Genomic DNA, 21,466 nt, shown 5'->3' with positions numbered 1-21,466 from the left:
AGAAACGGGGTGTGGCCCCCAGGGAAGAATCCGATGCTGTTGGCGAATTCGGAGCCTGCGTGTCGTCGGCCCCCGAGACCTGGTTGTGGTCTTGGGGGCCGACGTTGTCGTTTGGGGTGGGGTTCGATGTCGATGCGCGTGCTGGATGACTGCGGTGTGCCGGAGGAGACCGCCCGGGTGGCCCGGGCGGCCTTCCCGAAGGGGAGCCTGACGATCCGTCTGCGGGACGAGCTGGGAGTGCTGTTCCACGACGAGGAGTTCGCGGACCTGTTCCCGGCACGGGGCCGGCCCGCGTGGTCGCCGGGCCGGCTCGCGCTGGTCTCGGTCCTCCAGTTCGCGGAAGGGCTGCCGGACCGGCAGGCGGCGCTGGCGGTGCGCGGCCGGATCGACTGGAAGTACGCCCTCGGCCTGGAGCTGACCGACCCCGGCTTCCACTACTCGGTCCTCAGCGAGTTCCGTGCCCGCCTGGTCGACGCCGACGCCGGCCAGCGCCTCTTCGACCGGATCCTGGAGGTGGCCAAGAGCGTCGGTCTGCTGCGGGCGCCGGGGCGGGCCCGCAGCGACTCCACCCACGTCCTGGCCGCGGTCCGCTCGCTGAACCGGCTGGAGTTCGTCATCGAGACCCTGCGCGCGGCCCTCAACTCCCTGGCCGCCACCGCGCCGCACTGGCTGGCCGCCAACACCGACCCCGACACCCTCACCCGCTACACCGGCCGCCCGGAGGAGTACCGGCTGCCGTCGGGCCAGGCCAAGCGGTGTGAACTGGCCGAGCAGGCCGGCCGCGACGGCACCCTCCTGCTCACCGGCCTCCACGCCGCGGGGGTGCCGGTGGGGCTGCGGGAGGTCCCGGCGGTGGAGGTCCTGCGCCGCGCCTGGGTCCAGCAGTTCGTTGTCGACGCGGAGGGCCGGGTGCGCTGGCGCGAGCGCGCCGACTGCCCGCCCGGAGCGATACGCCTGGTCAGCCCCTACGACACGGACGCCCGCGCGAGCGTGAAGCGCGACGTCACGTGGGACGGCTTCAAGGTCCACCTCACCGAGACCTGCGACCCCGCCACCCCGAACCTGATCACCAACGTGCTCACCAGCGACGCCACCGTGCAGGACAACCGGGCCACCGACCGAATCCACGACGCCCTCGCCTCCAAGGGTCTGCTGCCCGGCGAGCACCTCCTGGACGCCGGCTACATCGACAGCGCCCGGCTCGTCACCGCCGCCCGCGAGCACGGCATCACCCTCACCGGCCCCATCCGGGCCGACAACGGCGCGAACTCACCCTGCGCCCCCGCGCCGAACACGAGGCGATCCGCCAAGCCCGTGCCGACCAGGGCAGCGACACCTGGCAGGCCCGCTACGCGGCCCGCAACGGCATCGAGGGCACCATCTCCCAAGCCGTCCGCACCGCCGGCCTGCGCCGCGCCCGCTACCGCGGACTCGCCAAGACCCGCCTGCAGCACCAGCTCACCGCGACCGCCCTCAACCTCACCCGGCTCTACGCATGGACAGCCGGTACACCCCGGTCCCGCACCCGCACCTCACCTCTGACGGCCCTCTGCTCGTGAGGGGTACCAGGGCCGGGCAAGCCGCCGGCCTCCGTGCAGGTCCCTGGGCAACACCCAGGAGACCGGGTTTCCGAAGCTCCGCCTCCGACTGCCCGGGCGCGAGCGGATGCCCCGGCCAGCGGCCCCGACCTCTACCGGGCGGCTGACCGGGAAGGGCCGTCAGTGCGACAGAGGCTCCTCGGACTCGTCGAGTGCCACCCCCGCCCCGGCCCCTCCTCCTTGGCCTCCCGCGGCTTCGCCCCGGTCACTGCCTCCTTGATGATCGCGACGTCCGGAATCCTGGAGTAGACGCCGGAGCCGACGCTGGACACCTGGCTGACGGCGGCCTGCGCCATCAGGTCGGGGTGCAGGGTGAAGAGCTAGTTGAACGCCTGCTCGGACTCCTCCAGCGGCTCCGAGGAGTCACCGTCCAGCGGCTCGGGGCCCAGGAGGTGGGAGAAGCCCATGCTGGGCTTGCCGAGCAGGCCGTGTCCGATGCCCTGGTGGGCACCCACGGCGTTGGTGACCGCCCCGAACACCGTGGTCGGCTGCTTCCCGATGGAAGTGTGGAGCGAGTCCTTGATGCTCGCGTGGTTCACCGCGTTCAGGACGTTCTGCGACTGCTGGACGACCTCGAACGTGGTGGAGTTGTCGCCCAGCAGCGGGCGGGCGTGACCGAGACCCGGCTTCTTGGCACCGCCGAGCAGCCCGTTGCCGAAGACACCGGAACCGAAGGCGCCCTCCTGGTCCTGGCTGTCGATGCTCTGCCCGTCGTCGCCGTCCTCGGCTCCGGCCGAGGAACCAGGGAGGGCCAGCCCGATGGGGCCGTCCTGCTCCGCGTGGGCGCAAGGGGCCAGCAACAGGGCGGGCAGGACCGCGAGGGCCGCGGCCCCCAGCAGGGTGCGTGTCTTCATGCCCTGCTCAACCGCCCACCCCACCGCAAGGTCACGGTCTTCCCCCGTACCCGCACACCCGTACGCGCGGGTAGAGCCGGATGCTGGCAGTGGAAGTCGAAGTGGCCGGCGCCCGCTTCCCTCCCGTGCGATGCGGGCTCCGGCGGCCCGCCCGACATGGCACGGCCGAGCAGCGGGACGAGGACGGAACGGGGCTCTCCGAGTCGGACTCCGCCCCTTGGTGCTCCCAGGGCCGCTGACCGCACGTCAGACCGTTTCGCCGCCACTGCGACAGGCCGTACGCAGAGCAACCGTCCTCCCCACCGAGGGACCATTCCACTGAAAGTCTCGATCTCCTCCGCCGACGACCCCTGAGCCCACAAACTGGATCATGCCGCACCTGCGGCCACACAGCACCAACGCCAAGGCAAGGGAGAAGTGCCCTATGACCAGCCAGGACTACGTAGCAGCCGGCGTGCGCGCACGGAAGCTGACCGACCAAGAGCGGTCGATCGTCAAGCTGATCGCAACGGGATCGAGCACCGCGGAGGTCGCCGAAGCGGTGAACCTCTCGGAGGAAGCCGTGGCCACGGCGAAGGAGAGCATCCTGAAGACGATCGGCTACGAGAACTTCGACGACGTCGTGGCCCTGTACAACTTCGGCCCAGTAGTGTTCTCCACCACCGCGGAGACGATGGCGAGCTTCGAGTACACGGCCGCCGACCTAGCAGCCGCCTACGAGAAGGCGGACGCGCTGACCAACCAAGAGCGGTCGATCGCCAAGCTGCTCGGGACAGGGGCCAACACCGTCAAGATCATCGAAGTGACGGGCCTCTCGGAGAAGTCGGTGAGGACCTACCGCCAGCGCATCTATGACAAGCTCGGCTTCGAGAACCTCGCCGGTGTGGTCGAGCTGTACCGCGCGTACCCCCGCGTATACGACACGGCCACTGAGACCGAAGGCGCCTAGCCGGCTCCTGCTCGGCCGCAACACGTGCTCCCCAATCCGGAGCCAACAACGGTCAGGCGCACGGTGGATGATCAGCAACTGCCTCGATCTCCTGGCCCACGACACCGGACTCTGCCAGTAGTTACCCGGTACCGGGCCGCGCGCTGGCATGCCCTTGCCGACCAACGTCGCCCAGGCTGCCGACCAGCCTCGTCACGCACCACACCACAAGAAACGAGGGCCCGCCCATGCCGGGCGGGCCCTCAAGCATTTCGCCAACAGCATCGGAAGAATCCCTGGGGGCCACACCCCGTTCGCAGCTCAGCTGCACTGCGTTTCAGCGACGGTGAATCAGCTCGCGCCACCGACGAGGCCGCCGGGCCTGGCGGAAGGCGGCCCGCTGGGGCTCCTCACCGGCGAGCTGGAAGACCGCGTCGAGCATCTCGGGGTGGTTCGGCAGCGTCCAGTAGTTGCCGAGCGCCCGGTTGACCTCTCGCAGCGCGTCCAGGGGCGGAACGCCGTCGGCGAGGTGGCTGTACAGGGCCGCGATGGCGGGGGTGCGGCTTCGTCCGGCCACGCAGTGGAGCAGGACTCGCTTGCCCTCCTGCCGGAGCCGCAGGACCTCGCGGGCGGCCTGATCGAGGGTGAAGTGGAGGTGGGAGTTCGCGCCGGACTTGTCGACCAGCCACACGCGGGAGTGCTCGACATCGGCGCCGGTCAGGATCGGGTCGGAGCCGACACGGCACAGGGAGACCACCGCGTCCACCGGCGCGGGACCGGTGTACTCGGTCAGGGCCAGGTTGCCCAGGAAGAGCCCGGGGTCGCGGGGGTGCTGAACGGAGAACGCCTTGCCCGAGGAGAGCGGGGTGGTGACCCGGGGTGCGGAGGGCCAGCCGTCGCGGTCGCTCTGCCCGGCGCGGGCCGTCAGCACAGCGAGACGGACGAGGTCGGCGCTGGTGTTGGACGGCCAGCCGTGGACCTTGCGCTGCCAAGCCAGCGGGATGGCCGAGCTGCCCCAGCGCGCGCCGAGCAGGGCACCGGCGATGGCGGCGACGGTGTCGGTGTCGCGGCCGCTGCGCACGGCGGCCTCCAGCGCGAGCTGGAAGTGCTGCGCGGCGAAGCCGCCCTGCTCCGGCCGGTCCTCGGGCACCGGCGTGCGGACGATGGCGGACCACGCGGCCTGGAGGGCTTCGACCACCCAGCCGTTGCGCTGGAAGTGGCGCGGGGGGTGGGCCTCGGCCTCGTCCAGGCGAGCCGCCCACACGCTGCGGCGCGCGTCGGGCAGGAGCTCAAGGCCCTCTCGGACACCGTCGAAGGTGCCGGTCAGGACGGCGGTCCTGATACCGGAGCACCAGAGGATGCACGCCTCGGCGCAGTCGGGGTCGGCGTGGGTCAGCTCGCTGACCAGCCTCGCGGCTTCGGCCATGGCGTTGGCGTCGTCCAGGTAGGCGAGCGCGACGACGCCGGTCCTCATCAGCGAGCCGTTCCCGGCGCTGCTCCTCGGGTTGGCGGCGGCGTACCGGCGGGAGACGGCCAGCATCACCTCGGAGGGCGAGTGCCCCTTGCCGCGCGCCGTGGCGCTCAGGACGCTTCGCGTCTGGTTGCCCACGTCGGCCGGTCCGCTGCCGTACCAGCGAAGGAAGTTCGTGGCGATCGCGTCCAGTGCTTCCGGGGTGCGCAGATCGGCGCCGGTCGCGGCGACCTCGGCGATGCACACGTGCATCTGGGTGTCGTCGCTGTACTCACCGGGGGCGAAGTTGAAGGGGCCACCGCCCTTCATCTCCGGGAACCGGCTGTCGCTCATGCTGGGCTGGAACTCGTACGGGACGCCCAACGCGTCGCCCGACGCCGCGCCGAGGACGACGCCGGCGGCGCGGTCCATGGCCTTCTCGTCCAGGCTCGGCGCGGGCTCGGCGTCTGCGGGCCACGGCCCGAGGTCGGCGTAGGGGCGGGGGGAGGCGGAGGAAGAACGCATGGAGGTCTCTTTCTGCGGGGCCGCTGGGGCCTGGGGCGGCGGCCGCACGTGGGCGGAGCCGGGAAGGAAGGGGCGCGGCGCGGGAAACTGCCGGGCGGGGGCCGCGGACTGTCCGCCGCGACGCATTGACAAGTTGTCATAGCGTCACGCTGCACGTCAAGAACATTGGCGAGGTTGCGTAAAGCTATGAGTCTGCATATGGTTTAGATCGTCCGGGGCGACGAAGAGTCCCCGGATGCCCCTGTGACTCAGCGGAGCACTCTGCGGCTTGCAGATCCGCGAGCGGCAGGCCGGCTCCTCGCAGATGGGCTGTCGCCCCGGGCGCCAGCCGGAGCTGTGCCGCACCGAGATCAGACACCGGAGTACGTCATGCTCGTCCCCGACCTGGATCGACTCGTCCGTGAGGCGGACCGCGACAAGCTCGCGGCCGCTGTACGGGCGGCCGTTGACGCCGTCGCCTGGTACGCGCCGGCCCCGAAGCCCGACTACGGAGACACCGACCACAGCATCGCCCGCAACGAGGCGAAGGCCGAACTCGCCGAAGAGGTGGCGGACTCCGTGGTGCTCGCCCTGAGTGCGAGCGTCATCGCAGACCCCGCGGGCGGGGGAAGCGACATCACGCGCCAGCAGGCGCCCAACTCTCCAACGGAGGAACGGCCTTGACCGCTCACTGGCGATCCATACCCATGCCGCCGAACGTCGCGCGGCTCCCGCGCAACACCGCCGGGCGTCCGGTCCCCAGAAACACGCCCTGGCATGAGCCCGGCGCTGGTGACGGGCAGCTGGCCGTCAGATTGAGCGCCGAACTGGGCGAGCACGTGGTGTGCCCGTGCGAGCCCGGCCGTGGAACGGCCGCGTTCGGCGACCAGTGCCCGCCCCGCCAGCGGGAGTTGATGTCGCAGCGCCTCTGTGGGATCTGCGGAAGGGCGATCAAGGCGACGAGCCGCCTGGTGTTCATCGGCGGCCCGAACGCCGCGTTCTACATCGAGCCCCCGGTCCACCCGCGGTGCGCGGCGTACGCGCTGATGGTCTGCCCGACACTGGCGGCGGCCGAGGACGTCGAGCTGACGATCGCGCGCACCTACAGCCTCCGCGAGCGCCGCATGACCGGAGTCTCCGCCGAGTACAAGCTCACCTACGACCTGTTCCCGTACGGGGATCCGGCCGCCCGCAGCAGGGGGCTGCTGGACTTCTACCTGGCCTTCCCCGAGAACGCCCACCGGATCGCCGCCAAGGAATGGCTGGCCGATCACGCCCCCGCGCTGTAGGCCGGCCGCCACCGTCCGGGCGCGCAGGCGCCCCCTGACGACGAGAGAGCCATGACGTGCAAGTGCGGGGCCCGCACGTACGAGGACCACCTGGCGAAGGCGCGGGCCGGATACCCCGGCCACGCCTACCGCGGCACTGTCTGGCGGCCCTGTCCCTGAAGGACCGCAGCCGCCCCGACCGAGAGGAACACCGAACCATGCGTACTCCCGCCGACTCCCGTGCGGACGCCCAACGACTGATCGACGCCCTGGCCGTTCCCCTGCCCCGGGACGACGCGCGCCGAGCCGACGCCGTGCAGTCCGCCCTCCTGGACAGCGGACTGTTGAACCGGGCCGACCTCGGCAACTCTGCCGCCGTCGCGGCCGCCGTCCGGGACGGCCTCACCAGCCTCGCCCATCTCCTGGACGCCCGGGTCCAAGGGCAGGGGGGCGGCCGGCTGCTCCTGCTCCTCCTCGCCGAACGAGAGCGGTTCACGCCGCACCCCGCGCCCGACGAAGCCGACCTCCGCATCCGGGGAGCAGTCAGCGCCCTGTTGCACCTCAGCCTGTGGCACGTGGACGACGCACTGCGGCTTCTGGGCGGCGCTCTGCAGGTCCAGGCCGAGGAAGCGCGTGATGCCGCAGGCGGCGATGCGCCAGCCCCCGTTGCCGCGGCCGGTCTCGTCCCGGTCACTCCGGGGCTGAGCGCGGACGGCGGGGAGCTGCACCTGGCCGTCGGGGCGTTCGATGCCGGCGGTGCCCCCGCGGTCTGCGGGCGATGGCTGTCCGAGCGGGTCTCCGACGACGCCAGCATCTCCGTCCCGCCCGAGTGCGACACCTGCTTCGGTCTGTCCGAACAGGCTCCGGCGCTCATCTTCACCGGCGAGGAACACGACGCGTGGACCGCCTTCATCGAGGCCCACCGCGGGGAGGAAGTGTGAGCGCCGACTCCGGCTCAGCGATCGAGCGCCGCCTCGCGGCTCAACTGCCGGATCCGATCGCCGCCCGGCCGAAGGACGCGCGCGGCTATCCGATCAGCTTCGTCACCGCGCTGGGGGCCGACGGGGCGCCGGACTTCACCGAGCTGAACGGGCCCCGGCGGGCCAAGGCGATCATCGAGCACTTGTGCGGCCTGTGCGGGCAACCACTGCCGCTGGTGCGGGCGGTGATCGGAGGGCCGCAGGTGGTCGAGCACCACCTCGCGATGGATCCACCGATGTGCGTACCGTGCGCGGTCTTCGCCGCCACCCACCCCGCGGCCGGCTGCCCGTTCCTCCTGAATGAGAACGCGCGCTACCGAAAGGACCGGGCCACCCGGCCATCGTCACCCCTGGTGGCCCAGGAGAGGCCGCAGAGCATGTACCTGGCTCGCACCTTCACCCATGAGGCGATCCGGCTGGCGCTGCCCGACGGTTCGCAGGAGGTCATGGCGCTGTGTGCCCGCTGGACCGGCCTGGAGGAGATCCGCGCCGGGCGCCTGGTGGATGCGAGGCACCTCCTGGGCCATTAATTACTTAAGGCTATGAGTTCATATATGGTCACGGCATTGGCGGCGGCGCGCTCCCCGCCGCTCGCCCCCGCGCTCCACCATCCATCCCCTGGAGTACGCCATGCCGAGCCCCGTCACGCCCGAAACCGATGCGAACAACCTTCTCGGCCTTCTGCGCAGCGCCCCCTTCTCCGCTCCGTACCTCGGCGAGATCATCGACTGGATCCGGCGATCGGTGCATCAGGAGGCCGAGCAGGGCCGGGGCTCGTTCGACACCGACGCCGAGGCGGTGCGCCGCCTGGACGCGTACGCGACGGGCCTGGGCCCAGGCGCCGCCGAGCTCGGGCGTCGACTCTCCGACGCCCGCCATGCCCTGGCGGCCGTCCAGCACGACCACTACCTCCGGTTGACGGTCGGCCAGGGGGCCGACGGCGGCACGGCGCAGGTCTCTCGCCGTTCCGAGCTCCTCAAGCTGGCCACTGCGGTCGGCAGTTCCCGCGTCGCGGCCGGGCCCACGGGGGCGATCGTGATCACCTCCGCGGGTTCCGGCAGTACGGTCTTCCGGCCCGTCGACCCGGAGGTCGCCCACCAACTGCGGGGCGCAGCCCGCGAGCGGAAGGAAGCGACGGTGCGCCGTGCCGCCGCCGTCCGCGACCTGCTCGCCCAGCATGTCCGGATGGTCGACTGGAGCGAACCGCAGGCGGTCGGGGTCGCGGTCGAGAGCAGTGATACGACGGTGACCGTGTCGTGGTGGGAGTCGCACGTAGCGGTCGGTCCGAGCCTCTGGATCGAGGGCGGGGTGCGGCTCCTGTGTTCGGCGCTTCTCGCTGATCGCGGCTACGCGGTGGCCCTGGCGGGCGACGGCGCCCTCCACGTCACCGCCTGACGGCCTCGGCGCGCCTCCGCAGTGCCGGTGCGGCGGCGCGCCGATCGGCCCGGCAGCCGGCTTCACCCGGGGCCGCACCGCGGCGTCGAACTCGCGACGTAGTCGGCTGCGGCGCCCTGCACGGTGCGCCCCCTGCTGGGCAGCGGGCCGACCTCGAGCGAGCGGCCAACGCTCCGTCAGCCCATGTACGGCCGAGGGGTGCGCGGCTGGCTCCGGGCAGGCGGAGGCCGTCCCGGGTCCCGGACTTACGCGCCCGGTGCGCGCGGCAGCCGGCCGATGGGCGGACTTCCGCGCCGAACCGGCCGCCAGCCGATATCCCTCCAGGGCGGGCCGAGGTCGCTTCGTCCCGGTGGAGCGCCGTCGGCATTCCGGCATCACCCGGTGCGCCGCCAGGGCCGAAGAGTTGAACGAGATTGCTTAAGTCTATGAATGCATGTTATGTTTCTGCTGTGCCGCCGATCCGTCCACGGACGCGCGCGCGGCGACCGTCGAGCCCTGTGCCCATGTCCGGCCTGGCGGCGCCGCCGCTGATCGCCAGCCTCAGCCCCGCGCCAGCGTGAAGGAATCCTCATGCCCAGCACCATCGTCGAAGCCTCCTCGCAACACCCCGCCCCACCGCCGTGCCCGGCCTCGGGCGGGCGCGCGGTCCAGGCCGCGGGCCCCTCGGTACCCATCCGGTGCCGTTCCCGGCAGCTCGTGGGCGGACTCGTCGTCCCGTGGATCTCCTACCAGCACGGCGGACACTCCGCCTTCGGCACCATCGACGCCGTCAGGGCCCAGCAGGCACTGACCGAGCGCCTGTGCCAGGTCTGCGGAGAAGAGCTGGAGGAGCGCTTCTGCCTGGCGGTGCGACCGATGGACGTCCGGGTCGGCTTCGCACCCGAACCCGCCCTCCACCCGGAGTGCCTGGCGTACAGCAAGCTGCGGTGCCCCATGCTCAACGGGAGCGCCGCGACGTACCGCACCAATTCCTCACTGGCCAGGCATCCGGCGGGGCGTCCGTGCGACGACCCCAGCTGCCCTTGCCTGGAGGTTGCACCCGACCAGGGCCACTCCGCCCGCTCCGGCCGCCCCGCCGACGACTTCGACGCCTGGATGATCGACTCCGCCCACTACCGGATCAAGACGGCCCCGGACCGGCCGAACGTGCTGCTCGGGGTGGACCTGGCTGTGCCTGTCCTCCGCGTCCGCACCATCCGGAGAAACCCCCGGCCCGAACTGGACCGGTTCCGGGCCCTGATCAGCGCCCTGGGCCTGTAACACCCCGCCCGCCCCGAGAACTCGGAGACGCCTCCCATGACCACGACCTCCCCCGAACCCCCGACGCCGAGGGCCGTCCAGCACCTCAAGGCCGCGTGCGCCGATCCGAACGGCCGGCTGCCCGACAAGATCAGCAAGAAGATCCTTCACGCGCTGCTGACCGACGAGTACGCCTACCGCACGGACCGCGACGGCTACCGCCTCTCGGTCAAGGACGCGCTGGCCGAGACCACGAGGCCGGTATTCATCACGGTGGAGGGCCGCAGAGCCGTCCTGAGCACACCGCAGCTGTACGCCCTGACCCGCCGCGTGGAACCGAGCGGCCGCCTGGCGCCGAACGTGACCTGGCAGACGACAAGCTCCCTTGTCGACCTCGGACTCGCCGAATACCGCGACGCGAACGGGACCCCCAAGCCGACCGACGGCGACACGGGCGTCTCCGGTGCAGTCCACTACCCCTTCCGCACCCCCCTTGGGCAGCAGGTCGCTGAGCTTCCGGAGCAGCAGCCCGCCCGCTGACCCATCCGCACACGGCGCCCGGCCACCGCCGGGCCGGGCGCTGCCCCCCACCCGCCAGCCACCTCCAGGAGGTACCGATCGTGTTCGGCCCTTGCCCGAAGTGCGATGACACCACCCCCTCCATCGCCGCCACGGCATGGATCAACATCGTCGACGCCGACAGCCCCAGCGCAACGCGCATGGAGATCACCGACATTCAGACCGACGAGGTCCAGCTTCACTGCGCGAACTGCGGCCACGTGCTCCCGCTGCGCGAACAGCCCGACGCAGACCTGGTCACCGCGCTGTTCATCAGCCTGTTCGAGGCCCACGGTCTCGACCCCGCCCGGATCGGCAAGCTGATCCTCTCCGCGGAGATGAGCGCGTGAGCATCGAGGACAGCGCCGAAGCCGCGGAGCAGATGCGCGCCGACCTCGCCGACTTCTTCGGCAAGCCCGTCCGCGGCCTGCCCGTGGCCCTGGACTTCATCCAGGCCATGCACCTGAGCCGGACCAGCGAGGACTTCGGGGACGACCGGCGGGCCGTCGAACTTCACCGGGACCGGGTCCTCCAGATGGCCAAGAACCTCGAACAGGCGCAGGTGTGGGTCGCCTCGCCGTCCCTCACCACGGCCATGACCGACCACGAGCTGGTCACCAGCCCCGACGGCTACCTCCTGGAGAACACCGACGAGGCGCCCGCGCCGGTCGGCGTCGTGCACTTCCCCGTCCCGATCACTGCCGCCTCCGAACTCCCTATTCACGGCCTGGCCTGGGAATCCGAAGGAAGCGGAGACCAGCTCCAGCTGTCCGTGACCGCGCTCACCAGCACACCCGACCTGTACGAGGCCCTCCCCCCGCTTCTGCTCCCCTTCCACTGGGCCCGCAGCCCCTACAGCCCCAACGCCATGATCCTGGCCGTCCCCGAGGTCAGTACGAAGATCCAGAGCTACGGACACCACCCCCACTGGGGCGCGGCACCGGCGTCCATCCTGGTCGGCCTCCTCCTCGCGTTCTGGTCGCTGCGGCCCGCGTTCGAGCACGACGAACAGACCGTGACGCAGAAGACCGGCAAGGGCCGCAAGCTCCGCGTGAAGTTCCGGCCGGTCCGCGTGATCCGCGAGGCCGCGACCCGCTTCACCGGCGAGCACGTACCGGCCGAGCACGACCGCAGGTGGGCCGACGAGACGCTGCGCTGGAGCGTCGACGCCCGGTGGAGCTGGCGCTGCCCGAACCCCCGCGACCACAAGGCCATCGTCGAAGCCGGAGGGACCTGCCCCAAGATCAAGGTCCGGGTCAAGGCACATGTCAACGGCCCCAAGGGCCGAGGCGTCGACACCCGCCGTACCGCCCGGATCAGCACGATCAGCACCAGAGCAGCCGGAGCGTGAGGAGTCCCGTCTCAGGGCCTGCCGCGTGAACGGGCTCTCCCAACATCGACCTGAACAGCCCGGAGGCGGTCTCCGCGCGCCATCCGGCGCGGAGACCGCCTCCGAGTGAAAGGAACTCCGTGTCTTCTTCCGCAGCACTCTCCCCCCGGGCCTGCGAACGCCTGATCGCCGATCTCACCGGCGAGGTCGGCGCCAGGGCCGCAGTCTCCTGGGCCCACGCGGCCGCCTTGGTCGAGCACGCCACCGCGCACGGCCTCGTCGCCGCGCCGGGCCAGGGCGGCGCCGGCCCTGATCACACCAGGCACGTCCTGGGCGCGCTGGCCGGCTCGCACCCGGCGCTCGAACCGCTCGCCGACCCGCAGGTCGTCCCCCTCTGGGAGAACCCGATCAGCCCGGCCGGCTGGGAGCTGATCGCCCGGCTGTGGAGCGGCGCACCGATCCGTGACGACGGTCATCGCATCGACGGGTACCGCCTGGGAGACGCCTACCAGGCGCTGTCGGCCGACGCCCGGAAGTCGAGGGCGCTGTGCCAGACCCCTCCCTGGGTCGCGGAGCTGCTGCTCGACCTCTCCCTCGAGTCGGCGCTCGACGACGTCGGCGCCGACCGCGTCCGGATGATCGACCCCGCCTGCGGGACTGGGCACATCCTGGTATCCGCCCTCCACCGTGTCCGGGCCTACCGGCCGCGGGGACGGGCCCCCTACGCCGGGGCCACGGTCGCACGCTCCCTGGAGCGCGCCCTCCAGGCCGTGCACGGCGTCGACCTCGACCCTTACGCAGCCGCTCTGACGCGGTACCGGCTCCTCGCGACGACCGCCGGCATCCTGGGCGGCCCCATCGCGGCCGTGCCCGCCGGCTGGCCCGTGCAGGTCGCCGCGGCCGACGCACTGCTCGACACCGACGAGCCGCTGCTCCAGCCGGGCCACTACCACGCGGTGGTGGGCAACCCGCCCTACATCACGGTCCGCGACGCCCAGGTGCGCGAGCAGATCCGGCGCGCCTACCCGCAGGTGTGCAGCGGCAAGTACAGCCTCGCGCTGCCCTTCACCGCCCTGATGACCAACCTGGCCCGGCCGGCCGGAACGATCGCGCAGCTCACGGCCAACTCGTTCATGAAGCGCGAGTTCGGCAAGAAGTACATCGAGCATTACCTCTCCCGACTGGACCTGACCTGGGTGATCGACACATCGGGGGCGTACATCCCTGGCCATGGGACGCCCACGCTGATCATGGTCCACCGGGCGAGGCCGCCGCAGGGGGAGACCGTGATCGCCATCCGCGGCAACCGTGGCGAGCCCGGAGTGCCGGAGGACCCGTCCCAAGGTCTGGTGTGGAGAGCGATCGAGGAAGCGGTTCACCAGCGACTGGCACTCGACCGCCTGCGCCGGGGACTCGAAACGCATCTCGGGGAGGCGAATCCAGCTCCAATATTGCTTAACACTACGAGTTCATTTATAGTTTGAGTGTGCGCCGCAGCGGCCCACCTTCCCAGTGGAGTGATCCCCCTTGAGCAAGAACACCGCGAACATCGTGCTGGACGCCTTCCGCTACCTCGCCTGGATGACCGCCGCGGCGATGTTCATCTACAGCCAGGCCGAACTGATGTGCCTGGCCGTCGTGGTGGCCATCGGCCTCGGCGAGTGGCAGAGCACCCATTGAGCACGCCACCGGACACCGTCCCCCCGCCCCCGGCAGCGCCGGAAGGCGCGAACGGCCGCCGACCCGAGACCGAGGGTGCCCCCACGGCCAGACTGGCCCTTGGCGAGCGCGACGCCACCCTCCTGGACTTCGAGTACCGATACTGGCCCAGGTCGACCGCCGTCGCCTCAGGACCAAAGGAAGCGGCGATCCGAGCGGACCTCGGTATCTCGCCGACGCGCTACTACCAGCTGCTCAACGGGCTGCTGGACAGCGAAGCAGCCCTCGCCCGCCACCCCGTGATGGTCAATCGCCTCCGGGCTGTGCGGGAGAGCAAGCGGATCGCCCGGCAGTAGCACGGCCACATCGACCGCGTCCGACCCCCGCGATGCCGCCCGGGCGGGATGCCCCGCCCGGGCAGACCCCTCCCCCTCCCCACCCCACCAGCACCTTTCGAAGGAACGAAGTCATATGAGCCTGACCATTCCGCCGGCGATTGTCGGCCGCGGAGCGATACGTATTGAGCTGGACCGTGGGATCCACCCGGCCACCCGCAAGCCGCTACTAGAGCCGGGCACCACCACGCCGATCTCCCGCTGCGGGGCGTGCGCCTTCCTGGTGGAACGGGTGGCCGGAGACGGCAGGGCGCGCATGAAGTGCGCCATCAAGGTTCAGCGTCGGCGAGGCCCGGACATCAAGCCGGACTTCCCGGCGTGCGTCGAGTTCCGCACCGCCGCGTAGCGGCAATCGCCCGGCGGGGCGCAGCCGCGCCCCGCCCGCTCCCCCAACGTCAAGAGGTGCCTTCATGTCGAGCATCGACTCCACCCCGACCGGACGCGTTCGTGCGTTCCCCCCTTCACACCTCCTGGGCGGGGGGCATTGATGGCGACCGAGCTCACCCTCTCTCGCGGTGAGCCTTGCATCGGCTGCGGCGCGCAGGTCGGCACGGAGCACGCCGCCGGCTGCTGGGAGAGCCACTGCCCGCAGACCGGCCTCCCTCAGGCCATCTGCTCTGGTCGACACGGCCACGGCGGCGGCGGCGTGTGGACCGGCCTCGTTCCCGGCGAGGGCGCCGCAGTGAGCTTCTGCTGGTTCGCCGAGCTCCGCCCCGGCGAGGGGTGGGTGCCAGTTGAGCCCCGGCCCGACGCTGTGGACTACGGGGCCGACTACATGCCGGACCTCAACAGGGTCTTTTCGCAGGCCCGCTGGAGCCCCGCAGCCCAGAAGTGGGTGCCCCCGCGACCTTCGGCGAGCTGAGGGGTGGGTCAGAGCACACCACCGATCAGGCGTTGCTTAATTCTATGAATGTGGGTAGTGTGGGGGCACACCAGCGGTCGCCCGACGGGCCGGCCGCTGGTGACCGCCCACCCCAACGCCCACGGGAGACCACGATGACCTCCGCCGCTAGCAAGCGAGCCGCCCAGATTCACGACCGCCTCTCCGGCCGGGCCCAGCGGGCACGGGAGGACCAGAAGAAGAAGCTGGCCGAGCACTGGGACCGGTACAAGGGCATGGACCCGGGCATCATCAACACGTCGGGCCTGTTCAAGGGCCTGGAGCTGCGCCAGCAACTCATCGAGATGTGGTCCGACGTCGTCGGACAGTGCGCGCTCAGGCACGCCTCGCTGGTCTTCCAGGACGCGATCGCCAGGGCGGAGGCGACGGTCGGCAGGGGAGTGACGGGCGGCATGGGAACCCACGTGTCCAACGCCCGGCAGGAGATGTACGTCGAGGCGTGCGAGTACTTCCGTGAGGAGGCGGAGGGCATCTACAAGGCGCTGACCTGATCCCACCCGCCCTCCCCATCGCTCGACCCGGACCGACCGCACCACGAACACGGAGGACGCCATGGGCGCCATCGAGAACCACACAGCCCTGATGTACGGGTACCGCCTGGGGGGTCCGGCCGACGGCTGGGCCGGGCTGGCGAGCGACCTGACCTGGCACAGCGCCGATGGCGAATCCTGGCTGATGCCTCGGGTTTCGTGGGCGACGGAGGCCATGCGCGAGGAGAACCACGGCGACTACTTCGCCGGAGCAGCCGAGGAGCGCTTGGCGGCCTTCGGGCTGGGCGGACTGCTGCTGCGGACGTACTCGCTCGGCCCGGACGACTCGGGTCACATCCTCGCCGCGACCGTCCGCGAGGCCGACTGGAAGCCGCTCCCCCTGGACCTCGCGGCGATGAGCGCCGTCTCGCAGTACGACGAGCCCCTGGCGCGGGCGCTGTCCGTGCTGGAGTTGCGTCCGCACGCTATGAAGCCGGAGTGGATGATGGCGAGCTACTACGCATAGTCCACCTCATCTCGGGTTCGGGGCCCCGCCTGGGCCCCGGGCCCCAGGCGGGGCCTGCCGGCCCGCAGGTCCCGCTCACGCCTCACTTTGAAGGGAACCATGGACGACACGAAGCCCGACCGGACGCCGCGGCCCTGGGCCCGGGGGTTCGCCCTCCCGGGCAACAGTGATCTCCCGAACCGCCGCACGCACTTCACCCGGCATCGGGAAGAGGTACTGCTGCCGCCTGCCCCCGGAACCTCCCGGGCAGAGGAGCCGAGGACCTCGGGCCGGCCTTCGGACGCTAGCCGGCCGCAGGGGTGTGCACCGGAAGGGGGCGCCTGATGGGCAAGTCCGCGCTGCGGCGCACGAAGGTGTCCGCCACCCGCAAGCGCGCCTGCCTCGACAAGCGGCCGTACACGTCGCTGGACTCAGCACAGAAGGCCGCGGATCGGCTGGCGCGCGAGTTTCCCTGGAAGCACCCCAAGGTCGCCTATGAGTGCCAGTACAGCGGGCGGCAGCCTCATTGGCACATCGGCCGCCCCTTCGACATCCCTCGGAGTCGGCGGCGTTAAGCACCTCAGCGATTGCTTAAGTCTACGAGATTAGGTATTCTTTGAATATCGCTCGGCCAGCCGCGCTCGCCTCCAACGGCCTGCTCCTGGGTCGACGCTCTCTGCTCCTCCGCGAACGGACCGCCCCGATGACTTCACGACACGTCCTGGTCTGCCTGCCCCCGCGGGCCGCCGAATCCGCCTACGCCCTCGCCGCCCGAGCACTGTGCGCTGTCGAGGAAGCCGACGACGACGACTCCGCCAGCTACCTGATCTCCGAAGGCCGGTACGCCAGCCATTTTCCGCTGGTTGCCGGAGCGCCCGTCGACGACCCTCGCCTCGTACGGTCCGCGACAGAAGACCCCGGCCGGTGCGCAGGCGGCGTCCTCAGCCTCCTCGACCTCGCAGCTCTGCGGGACCAGCGTGCGGCGCAGGCGGCCGACCTCTACGACGCCTGGGCGCACGCCACCGAAGGGATGCCCCCCGCCCAGCCGTGGGCCATGTTCGCAGAGCAGTGGGGCAGCCACTCCCCCCGAGCGCACATCGCCTTCCGTGAGCAGCCCCGACTCAAGGCCCTGGCCAAGATCCAGGGCGGGCTGGGCCAAGCGGGCCCGCGGCAGCGGCGCGGGGAGGTGGCGCTGATCAGCCTGGACCGGGCCGGGTTCATCGCGAGGGCACGCCGCCGGGCGGTCCCCGGCCACATCCTCCTCGAACTCGACGGCACGTGGACCGCAGACCCGGCCGACCTGAACTCGGACGACGACGCCGAGACGGGCAGCACCGCGTACCACGACCACGCGAACGCCTACATCGACGCCCTGCCCGCCGACTTCCTGGTCGTCGGCATCGACTGCCGTCGCTGACGTCCGGCCCGCCGGAGACGGACCGTTGCCGCCGGGCGGACAGCCCGGCGGCGCCGTGCCACGAAACTCCACCTCCAGCACAGCCCGTTACAAGGAGACCCCGTGTCCTGGGACCTCATCCCCGGCGAGCACATCGACCGCGCCGACATCCACGCCCGCTTCGGCGGCCGCATCCACTCCCGCATCAGCCCGTCGAAGCAGAGCCCGAACGTCCACCTGTTCATCACCCCGGACGCCGAAGCCAGTTGCCTCGACGGCTGGACCGGCACTCATCTGCACTTCGGCGGGGAGGGCGGACTCGACGGCACCGACCAGACGCTCTCGCAGGGAAACCGCTCCGTCGTCGAACACGAGCAGGACGGCCGGGCGCTGCGCGTGTTCCTCCAGCTCCACGGACGACCGGCCCAGTACCTGGGCCAGTACCGGCTGGACCCCGAGGTGCCGGTCGTCTACGCCGATGCTCCCTTCGACGCACGGCGGCCCCAGCAGGTCAGACGGGCCGTCGTCTTCCGGCTGCTGCCGCTGAACGGTGCCCCGACGGGCCTGGGCACCGCCGACCCCATCGCGGAACTGAACACCGTCCGTCAGCTCGGCCTCGGCACCGTCATGAGGGCCGCCGATCCCAGCCCGGCCGAGGAGGCCGCGGGCAGGCTGTTGCGGGCCTACGAGAGCTACGCCCGGTGGGCGTACCAGGCGAAGCTGTCCAGCTTCCGAGTCAAGGTGGCCGGGACCATCGCCGAACTCCACGTCGACCTGTACGACCTCACCCGCAACGAGCTCGTGGTGGCCCGCGCGACAGCTGCCCGCCCTGTCGTGCGGGAAGCCATCGGAGAACTGCACGACTTGGCCCGCTACTTCGACGCGGAGCCGCGCCGGGTCCTGCTGCTCCCCTCGGCTCCCGACAAGGACCTGACCGAGCTGCTGCACCGCCAGCAGGTGAGCGCCGTCTGGCCCTCCGGCCCCAGGGCGTTCGCCCGCTCCGAGGTCCCGGCCTGATCCCGACTATCCGGGTGCCCTGCCGCCGAGCGGCAGGGCACCGTCCACGACAAGGAGAACACCGTCCCGATGACGGATCACCCGCCGCTGGCCGGCTGCACCCCGGCGTTCGGCCGCCACCGGACCTACCCCCCTAGGCAGGGATGGCTCCTGAAGGTCCACCACGCCGTCCAGGACGACCCACATGTCTTCCGCCACCCCGACGCACCCGTCGTCCTCGGCGTCGGCTCCAGCATGGTGGCGAGCATGCGGTTCTGGGCCTGCGCCTTCGGCCTCGCCGAGGAGGACGCCGCAGGAAGCGGAGCGGTGACGCCGACCGCCCGCGGACACTGGCTGCTCGACGAAGCCGGCGCCGACCCGTACCTGGAGGACCGGGCCAGCCTGTGGCTGCTCCACTGGTGGCTGCTCAGCGGCGCGCCTTGCCCTGTCCCGACCTGGCACTACCTGTTCGCGCGCGCCGGGCTCTCCACCTTCACCCGGGCCGAGCTGCGTACCCACGTCCGCGGAGCAGCAGAGCGCAGCGGTTGGAAGACCCCGGCGGACGACACCGTCGGCCGCGACATCGCCTGCATCGCGACGATGTACGCCCCGCAGGTCGCGTCCCCCGACCAGCCGCGTGCCGGACTCGAGGACGTCCTCACCAACCCGTTCCGCGACCTCAACCTGCTCTCCACCGCCGCCCCGGGGGAGCATCACCGCGGCGACCGCAGCCACGTGCTCAGCTTGAACCACGGGGCCGGACGGCTCGCTCCCGCCGCCGTCCTGGCGTACGCCTGCCTCGACCACGTCGCTCGCCGCTGCGCACCGGCTCCCGGCAGCATCACCCTCTCCCGGCTGGCCAACGAACCCGGCAGCCCCGGCCGGGTGCTGCTCATCGACACCCGCTCGCTCCACAATGCCCTCGAACGCGCGGCGCGCCGTCACCCGGCCCTGTCCGTCGTCGAGTCCGCGGCGGGAGAGGCACTGCTCGCCTACGCAGCGCCCCCTGCGGAGCTGGCCGACGAGGTCCTGGCCGCCGCCTACCGCCGCCCGGAGGGCCCCGGTGGCCACTGAGCTCTCCCGGCCGGGTGCCCCCGCCGGTGTGGTCCAGCCGCTCCCGGCCCCGGTCTACCGGTTCGAGTACCAGCAGCTGCTCGCCGCCGGCGCCCTGGTCGACCGGGCCGGGCGGCCGGTGAGCGGCGCCCCCTGCCCGACCTGCGACTGGCTGGTGGACACCTTCACCTGCCCCGGCTCCCTGCCCTGCCCGCGCTGTTCGGTCACGGCCGAGCAGCGGTGCATCCGGCCGAGCGGGCACACAGCGGATCGCTTCCACACCGGCCGCGTCCGTGCCGCCGAGGCAAAGGACCGGGCCCGCGAGGAAGCCGACGACCCGACCCTGCTCGCGCCCTGGCCCGAGCATCCGACACCCAACGAACGGCTCCTGCCATGACCGCCCCCGCCATCACCCCGACCCCCGTCAGGTTCCACCTGGGCGTCCACCAGCCCGCCTGGATGGAGCACCTCGACTTCCCCCTGTTCGTCTCCAACCGGCGGCTGATGAACCGCAAGTCCCTGCCCCGGGCCGCCGGCCCCTGGGCCCTGGACAGCGGCGCGTTCAGCGAGGTCGACCTCTACGGCCGGTGGAAGACCACCGCCCAGCAGTACGCCACCGCCGTCAACCGCTACCACGACGAGATCGGCAACCTCGAGTGGTGCAGTCCCATGGACTGGGTCTGCGAGCCCTGGATGCTGCCCAAGACCGGCTTCACCATCGACGAGCACCTCAGGCGCACCGTCGACTCCGTCGTCGAACTGCGCTCCCTGGGCATCAAGACCCGCGTCATCCCGGTCCTGCAGGGCTGGCTGCGCCCCCACTACCTCCGCTGCGCCGAGATGTACGCCGACGCCGGCATCGACCTCCTGGCCGAACCGCTGGTGGGCGTCGGCAGCATGTGCCGGCGCCAGAACCACTGGCGCGCCTCCCTCCTCCTGGACGAGCTCGCCCGCCTCGGCGGCGAAGGGGCGCCGCTGGTACCGCTGCACGCCTTCGGCTTCAAGATCCAGGGCCTGACGCTGTCCCGCTCGCTGGCGTCGGCCGACTCGATGGCTTGGAGCTCGGCGGGCCGCAGGGAGCGCGGCTGCAGCCCCTCCCACAAGACGGAGAGCAACTGCATGTCGTACGCGCTCTGGTGGAGGAAGCACCTGATGGAGCGGCTGGAGGACGCGGGGGTACCGTCGTGCGCGGCGTGACGCCCACCCCGGCGGAGATGCGCGGCATCCTTGCCGGCCGGCCGCAGGGGTGGACCCAGCGCTGGAGGTACGGCCTGCCCAGTTGGCGGCACGTCAGTGAGGGCGGCTTTCGGCGCGAGCGGTACAGCGTCACCGACATCCCCGAGGCCCTCGCCCGTTCGTTCATCGAGCACCACCACTACCTGGCCGGCTGGCCCTCGGCTCTCCACCGCTACGGCCTGTGGGACCACGAGCCGCCGCAGGGCGAAGAGGGCCCCGGTCCCGAAGGCGCCGCCCTGGCCGGTGTTCTCGTCCTGGGTTGCCCCATGAACGAACGTGTCCTCACCAGTGTCTTTCCCCGCTTGGCCCCGTACTACGAGAGCGCGGAGATCTCGCGCCTGGCCCTCACCGACGACGTGGCCGCCAACGGCGAGAGCTTCTTCATCGCGGCCGCGATGAAGAAGGCCGCCGAGCGCGGCATCCGGGGGGTGGTGAGCTTCTCCGACCCGGTGCCCAGGTCACGGCGTACCCCGAGCGGCGAGATGATCATTTCCAACGGGCATCTCGGCATCGTGTACCAGAGCTGCAACTTCCGGTTCACCGGGCGGGGGACGCGGCGAACTCTCACGCTGCTGCCGGACGGCACCGTCCTGACTAGTGGAGTACGTGCGGGTTCGTCTGCCGCTGCCTGACCCAGTGAAGCTGCATTTCAGCAGGCAGATCGCGCCTTTGGTGGCGTTCACTCGTTGGTGTGGGATCTCGGCAGTAACTCGCAGATTCTGCGTGTAGTCCCTGTAAATTCACGGTTCGT

The 21,466-nt window shown here is 71.2% G+C and carries 25 protein-coding genes and 1 pseudogene; 24 read left to right on the top strand and 2 right to left on the bottom strand.

Annotated elements, in window-relative coordinates; genetic code table 11:
• Positions 1-126 precede the first annotated feature (126 nt).
• A pseudogene (locus tag AB0C99_RS29925) lies at positions 127-1,559 on the top strand (transposase).
• Between the two features lie 359 nt (positions 1,560-1,918).
• Here the strand turns inward: AB0C99_RS29925 and AB0C99_RS29920 are convergent.
• Positions 1,919-2,452 carry a hypothetical protein gene (locus AB0C99_RS29920; RefSeq protein ID WP_362481591.1) on the bottom strand — a complete coding sequence of 178 codons (534 nt, stop codon included), beginning with the start codon at positions 2,450-2,452 and terminating at the stop codon, positions 1,919-1,921.
• Positions 2,453-2,876: 424 nt separating this feature from the next.
• Between AB0C99_RS29920 and AB0C99_RS29915 the strand changes: the two genes are divergently transcribed.
• Positions 2,877-3,401, top strand: coding sequence for a LuxR C-terminal-related transcriptional regulator (locus AB0C99_RS29915; RefSeq protein WP_362481588.1), 525 nt, complete (start codon positions 2,877-2,879; stop codon positions 3,399-3,401).
• A 316-nt stretch (positions 3,402-3,717) separates the two neighbouring features.
• On the opposite strand, the gene AB0C99_RS29910 is transcribed toward AB0C99_RS29915, so the two are convergent.
• Positions 3,718-5,355 carry an ADP-ribosylglycohydrolase family protein gene (locus AB0C99_RS29910; RefSeq protein ID WP_362481586.1) on the bottom strand — a complete coding sequence of 546 codons (1,638 nt, stop codon included), beginning with the start codon at positions 5,353-5,355 and terminating at the stop codon, positions 3,718-3,720.
• Between the two features lie 369 nt (positions 5,356-5,724).
• On the opposite strand from AB0C99_RS29910, the gene AB0C99_RS29905 reads away from it, so the two are divergent.
• The 22 genes from AB0C99_RS29905 to AB0C99_RS29800 all read left to right on the top strand — a co-directional run bounded on the left by AB0C99_RS29905 (position 5,725) and on the right by AB0C99_RS29800 (position 21,347).
• Positions 5,725-6,018: a hypothetical protein gene (locus tag AB0C99_RS29905; RefSeq protein ID WP_362481583.1), complete on the top strand. Its 294-nt coding sequence runs from the start codon at positions 5,725-5,727 to the stop codon at positions 6,016-6,018.
• A 230-nt stretch (positions 6,019-6,248) separates the two neighbouring features.
• A complete protein-coding gene (locus AB0C99_RS29900) occupies positions 6,249-6,623 on the top strand; it encodes a hypothetical protein (RefSeq protein ID WP_362481580.1) in 375 nt (124 codons plus the stop codon).
• Positions 6,624-6,820: 197 nt separating this feature from the next.
• A complete protein-coding gene (locus AB0C99_RS29895; RefSeq protein WP_362481578.1) occupies positions 6,821-7,543 on the top strand; it encodes a hypothetical protein in 723 nt (240 codons plus the stop codon).
• A complete protein-coding gene (locus AB0C99_RS29890) occupies positions 7,540-8,112 on the top strand; it encodes a hypothetical protein (protein ID WP_362481576.1) in 573 nt (190 codons plus the stop codon). Before AB0C99_RS29895 ends, AB0C99_RS29890 begins: the two co-directional genes overlap by 4 nt.
• Positions 8,113-8,212: 100 nt before the next feature.
• Entirely contained in the window at positions 8,213-8,977 is a 765-nt protein-coding gene (locus AB0C99_RS29885) for a hypothetical protein (protein WP_362481573.1), read from the top strand.
• Positions 8,978-9,547: 570 nt separating this feature from the next.
• Complete coding sequence (locus tag AB0C99_RS29880) at positions 9,548-10,237, top strand: cell envelope biogenesis protein OmpA (RefSeq protein WP_362481571.1); 690 nt, start codon at positions 9,548-9,550, stop codon at positions 10,235-10,237.
• A gap of 36 nt (positions 10,238-10,273) precedes the next feature.
• Entirely contained in the window at positions 10,274-10,756 is a 483-nt protein-coding gene (locus AB0C99_RS29875; RefSeq protein ID WP_362481568.1) for a hypothetical protein, read from the top strand.
• Between the two features lie 80 nt (positions 10,757-10,836).
• Entirely contained in the window at positions 10,837-11,124 is a 288-nt protein-coding gene (locus tag AB0C99_RS29870) for a hypothetical protein (protein WP_362481565.1), read from the top strand.
• The gene (locus tag AB0C99_RS29865; protein WP_362481562.1) at positions 11,121-12,125 is read left to right on the top strand and encodes a hypothetical protein; all 1,005 of its coding nucleotides are present in this window, start codon (positions 11,121-11,123) and stop codon (positions 12,123-12,125) included. The genes AB0C99_RS29870 and AB0C99_RS29865 overlap by 4 nt, the downstream gene beginning before the upstream one ends.
• A gap of 119 nt (positions 12,126-12,244) precedes the next feature.
• On the top strand, positions 12,245-13,588 hold the full coding sequence (locus tag AB0C99_RS29860; RefSeq protein ID WP_362481559.1) for an N-6 DNA methylase: 1,344 nt from the start codon (positions 12,245-12,247) through the stop codon (positions 13,586-13,588).
• Between the two features lie 43 nt (positions 13,589-13,631).
• Complete coding sequence (locus tag AB0C99_RS29855) at positions 13,632-13,784, top strand: hypothetical protein (protein WP_362481557.1); 153 nt, start codon at positions 13,632-13,634, stop codon at positions 13,782-13,784.
• Positions 13,730-14,119, top strand: coding sequence for a DUF3263 domain-containing protein (locus AB0C99_RS29850; protein ID WP_362481554.1), 390 nt, complete (start codon positions 13,730-13,732; stop codon positions 14,117-14,119). The genes AB0C99_RS29855 and AB0C99_RS29850 overlap by 55 nt, the downstream gene beginning before the upstream one ends.
• A 115-nt stretch (positions 14,120-14,234) precedes the next feature.
• Complete coding sequence (locus AB0C99_RS29845) at positions 14,235-14,504, top strand: hypothetical protein (protein ID WP_362481552.1); 270 nt, start codon at positions 14,235-14,237, stop codon at positions 14,502-14,504.
• Between the two features lie 650 nt (positions 14,505-15,154).
• Entirely contained in the window at positions 15,155-15,550 is a 396-nt protein-coding gene (locus tag AB0C99_RS29840) for a hypothetical protein (protein WP_362481549.1), read from the top strand.
• Positions 15,551-15,611: 61 nt separating this feature from the next.
• Positions 15,612-16,055: a hypothetical protein gene (locus AB0C99_RS29835; protein WP_362481547.1), complete on the top strand. Its 444-nt coding sequence runs from the start codon at positions 15,612-15,614 to the stop codon at positions 16,053-16,055.
• 323 nt (positions 16,056-16,378) lie between these two features.
• Positions 16,379-16,609: a hypothetical protein gene (locus AB0C99_RS29830; protein WP_362481544.1), complete on the top strand. Its 231-nt coding sequence runs from the start codon at positions 16,379-16,381 to the stop codon at positions 16,607-16,609.
• A gap of 128 nt (positions 16,610-16,737) precedes the next feature.
• Positions 16,738-17,451, top strand: coding sequence for a hypothetical protein (locus AB0C99_RS29825; RefSeq protein WP_362481541.1), 714 nt, complete (start codon positions 16,738-16,740; stop codon positions 17,449-17,451).
• A 102-nt stretch (positions 17,452-17,553) separates the two neighbouring features.
• Entirely contained in the window at positions 17,554-18,447 is an 894-nt protein-coding gene (locus AB0C99_RS29820; RefSeq protein WP_362481539.1) for a hypothetical protein, read from the top strand.
• 69 nt (positions 18,448-18,516) lie between these two features.
• Positions 18,517-19,500 (top strand): DUF4007 family protein, encoded by a 984-nt coding sequence (locus AB0C99_RS29815; protein WP_362481537.1) that lies wholly within the window; start codon positions 18,517-18,519, stop codon positions 19,498-19,500.
• The gene (locus tag AB0C99_RS29810; RefSeq protein WP_362481534.1) at positions 19,490-19,876 is read left to right on the top strand and encodes a hypothetical protein; all 387 of its coding nucleotides are present in this window, start codon (positions 19,490-19,492) and stop codon (positions 19,874-19,876) included. Before AB0C99_RS29815 ends, AB0C99_RS29810 begins: the two co-directional genes overlap by 11 nt.
• Complete coding sequence (locus tag AB0C99_RS29805) at positions 19,873-20,676, top strand: hypothetical protein (RefSeq protein ID WP_362481531.1); 804 nt, start codon at positions 19,873-19,875, stop codon at positions 20,674-20,676. The genes AB0C99_RS29810 and AB0C99_RS29805 overlap by 4 nt, the downstream gene beginning before the upstream one ends.
• A complete protein-coding gene (locus AB0C99_RS29800) occupies positions 20,673-21,347 on the top strand; it encodes a hypothetical protein (RefSeq protein ID WP_362481528.1) in 675 nt (224 codons plus the stop codon). The genes AB0C99_RS29805 and AB0C99_RS29800 overlap by 4 nt, the downstream gene beginning before the upstream one ends.
• The last annotated feature ends 119 nt before the right edge of the window (positions 21,348-21,466 follow it).

Source organism: Streptomyces sp. NPDC048659 (assembly GCF_040650575.1).
GTDB lineage: Bacteria > Actinomycetota > Actinomycetes > Streptomycetales > Streptomycetaceae > Streptomyces.
Note: the sequence above shows the minus strand (reverse complement) of the source record. Positions and strands in the feature narration are given on the sequence as shown.

Excerpts from the sequence above, each read along its gene's own strand:
- AB0C99_RS29920 (WP_362481591.1), bottom strand. The coding sequence starts at position 2,452 with ATGAAGACACGCACCCTGCTGGGGGCCGCGGCCCTCGCGGTCCTGCCC.
- AB0C99_RS29915 (WP_362481588.1), top strand. The coding sequence starts at position 2,877 with ATGACCAGCCAGGACTACGTAGCAGCCGGCGTGCGCGCACGGAAGCTG.
- AB0C99_RS29910 (WP_362481586.1), bottom strand. The coding sequence starts at position 5,355 with ATGCGTTCTTCCTCCGCCTCCCCCCGCCCCTACGCCGACCTCGGGCCG.
- AB0C99_RS29905 (WP_362481583.1), top strand. The coding sequence starts at position 5,725 with ATGCTCGTCCCCGACCTGGATCGACTCGTCCGTGAGGCGGACCGCGAC.
- AB0C99_RS29900 (WP_362481580.1), top strand. The coding sequence starts at position 6,249 with ATGTCGCAGCGCCTCTGTGGGATCTGCGGAAGGGCGATCAAGGCGACG.
- AB0C99_RS29895 (WP_362481578.1), top strand. The coding sequence starts at position 6,821 with ATGCGTACTCCCGCCGACTCCCGTGCGGACGCCCAACGACTGATCGAC.
- AB0C99_RS29885 (WP_362481573.1), top strand. The coding sequence starts at position 8,213 with ATGCCGAGCCCCGTCACGCCCGAAACCGATGCGAACAACCTTCTCGGC.
- AB0C99_RS29880 (WP_362481571.1), top strand. The coding sequence starts at position 9,548 with ATGCCCAGCACCATCGTCGAAGCCTCCTCGCAACACCCCGCCCCACCG.
- AB0C99_RS29875 (WP_362481568.1), top strand. The coding sequence starts at position 10,274 with ATGACCACGACCTCCCCCGAACCCCCGACGCCGAGGGCCGTCCAGCAC.
- AB0C99_RS29845 (WP_362481552.1), top strand. The coding sequence starts at position 14,235 with ATGAGCCTGACCATTCCGCCGGCGATTGTCGGCCGCGGAGCGATACGT.
- AB0C99_RS29840 (WP_362481549.1), top strand. The coding sequence starts at position 15,155 with ATGACCTCCGCCGCTAGCAAGCGAGCCGCCCAGATTCACGACCGCCTC.
- AB0C99_RS29835 (WP_362481547.1), top strand. The coding sequence starts at position 15,612 with ATGGGCGCCATCGAGAACCACACAGCCCTGATGTACGGGTACCGCCTG.
- AB0C99_RS29830 (WP_362481544.1), top strand. The coding sequence starts at position 16,379 with ATGGGCAAGTCCGCGCTGCGGCGCACGAAGGTGTCCGCCACCCGCAAG.
- AB0C99_RS29825 (WP_362481541.1), top strand. The coding sequence starts at position 16,738 with ATGACTTCACGACACGTCCTGGTCTGCCTGCCCCCGCGGGCCGCCGAA.
- AB0C99_RS29815 (WP_362481537.1), top strand. The coding sequence starts at position 18,517 with ATGACGGATCACCCGCCGCTGGCCGGCTGCACCCCGGCGTTCGGCCGC.
- AB0C99_RS29805 (WP_362481531.1), top strand. The coding sequence starts at position 19,873 with ATGACCGCCCCCGCCATCACCCCGACCCCCGTCAGGTTCCACCTGGGC.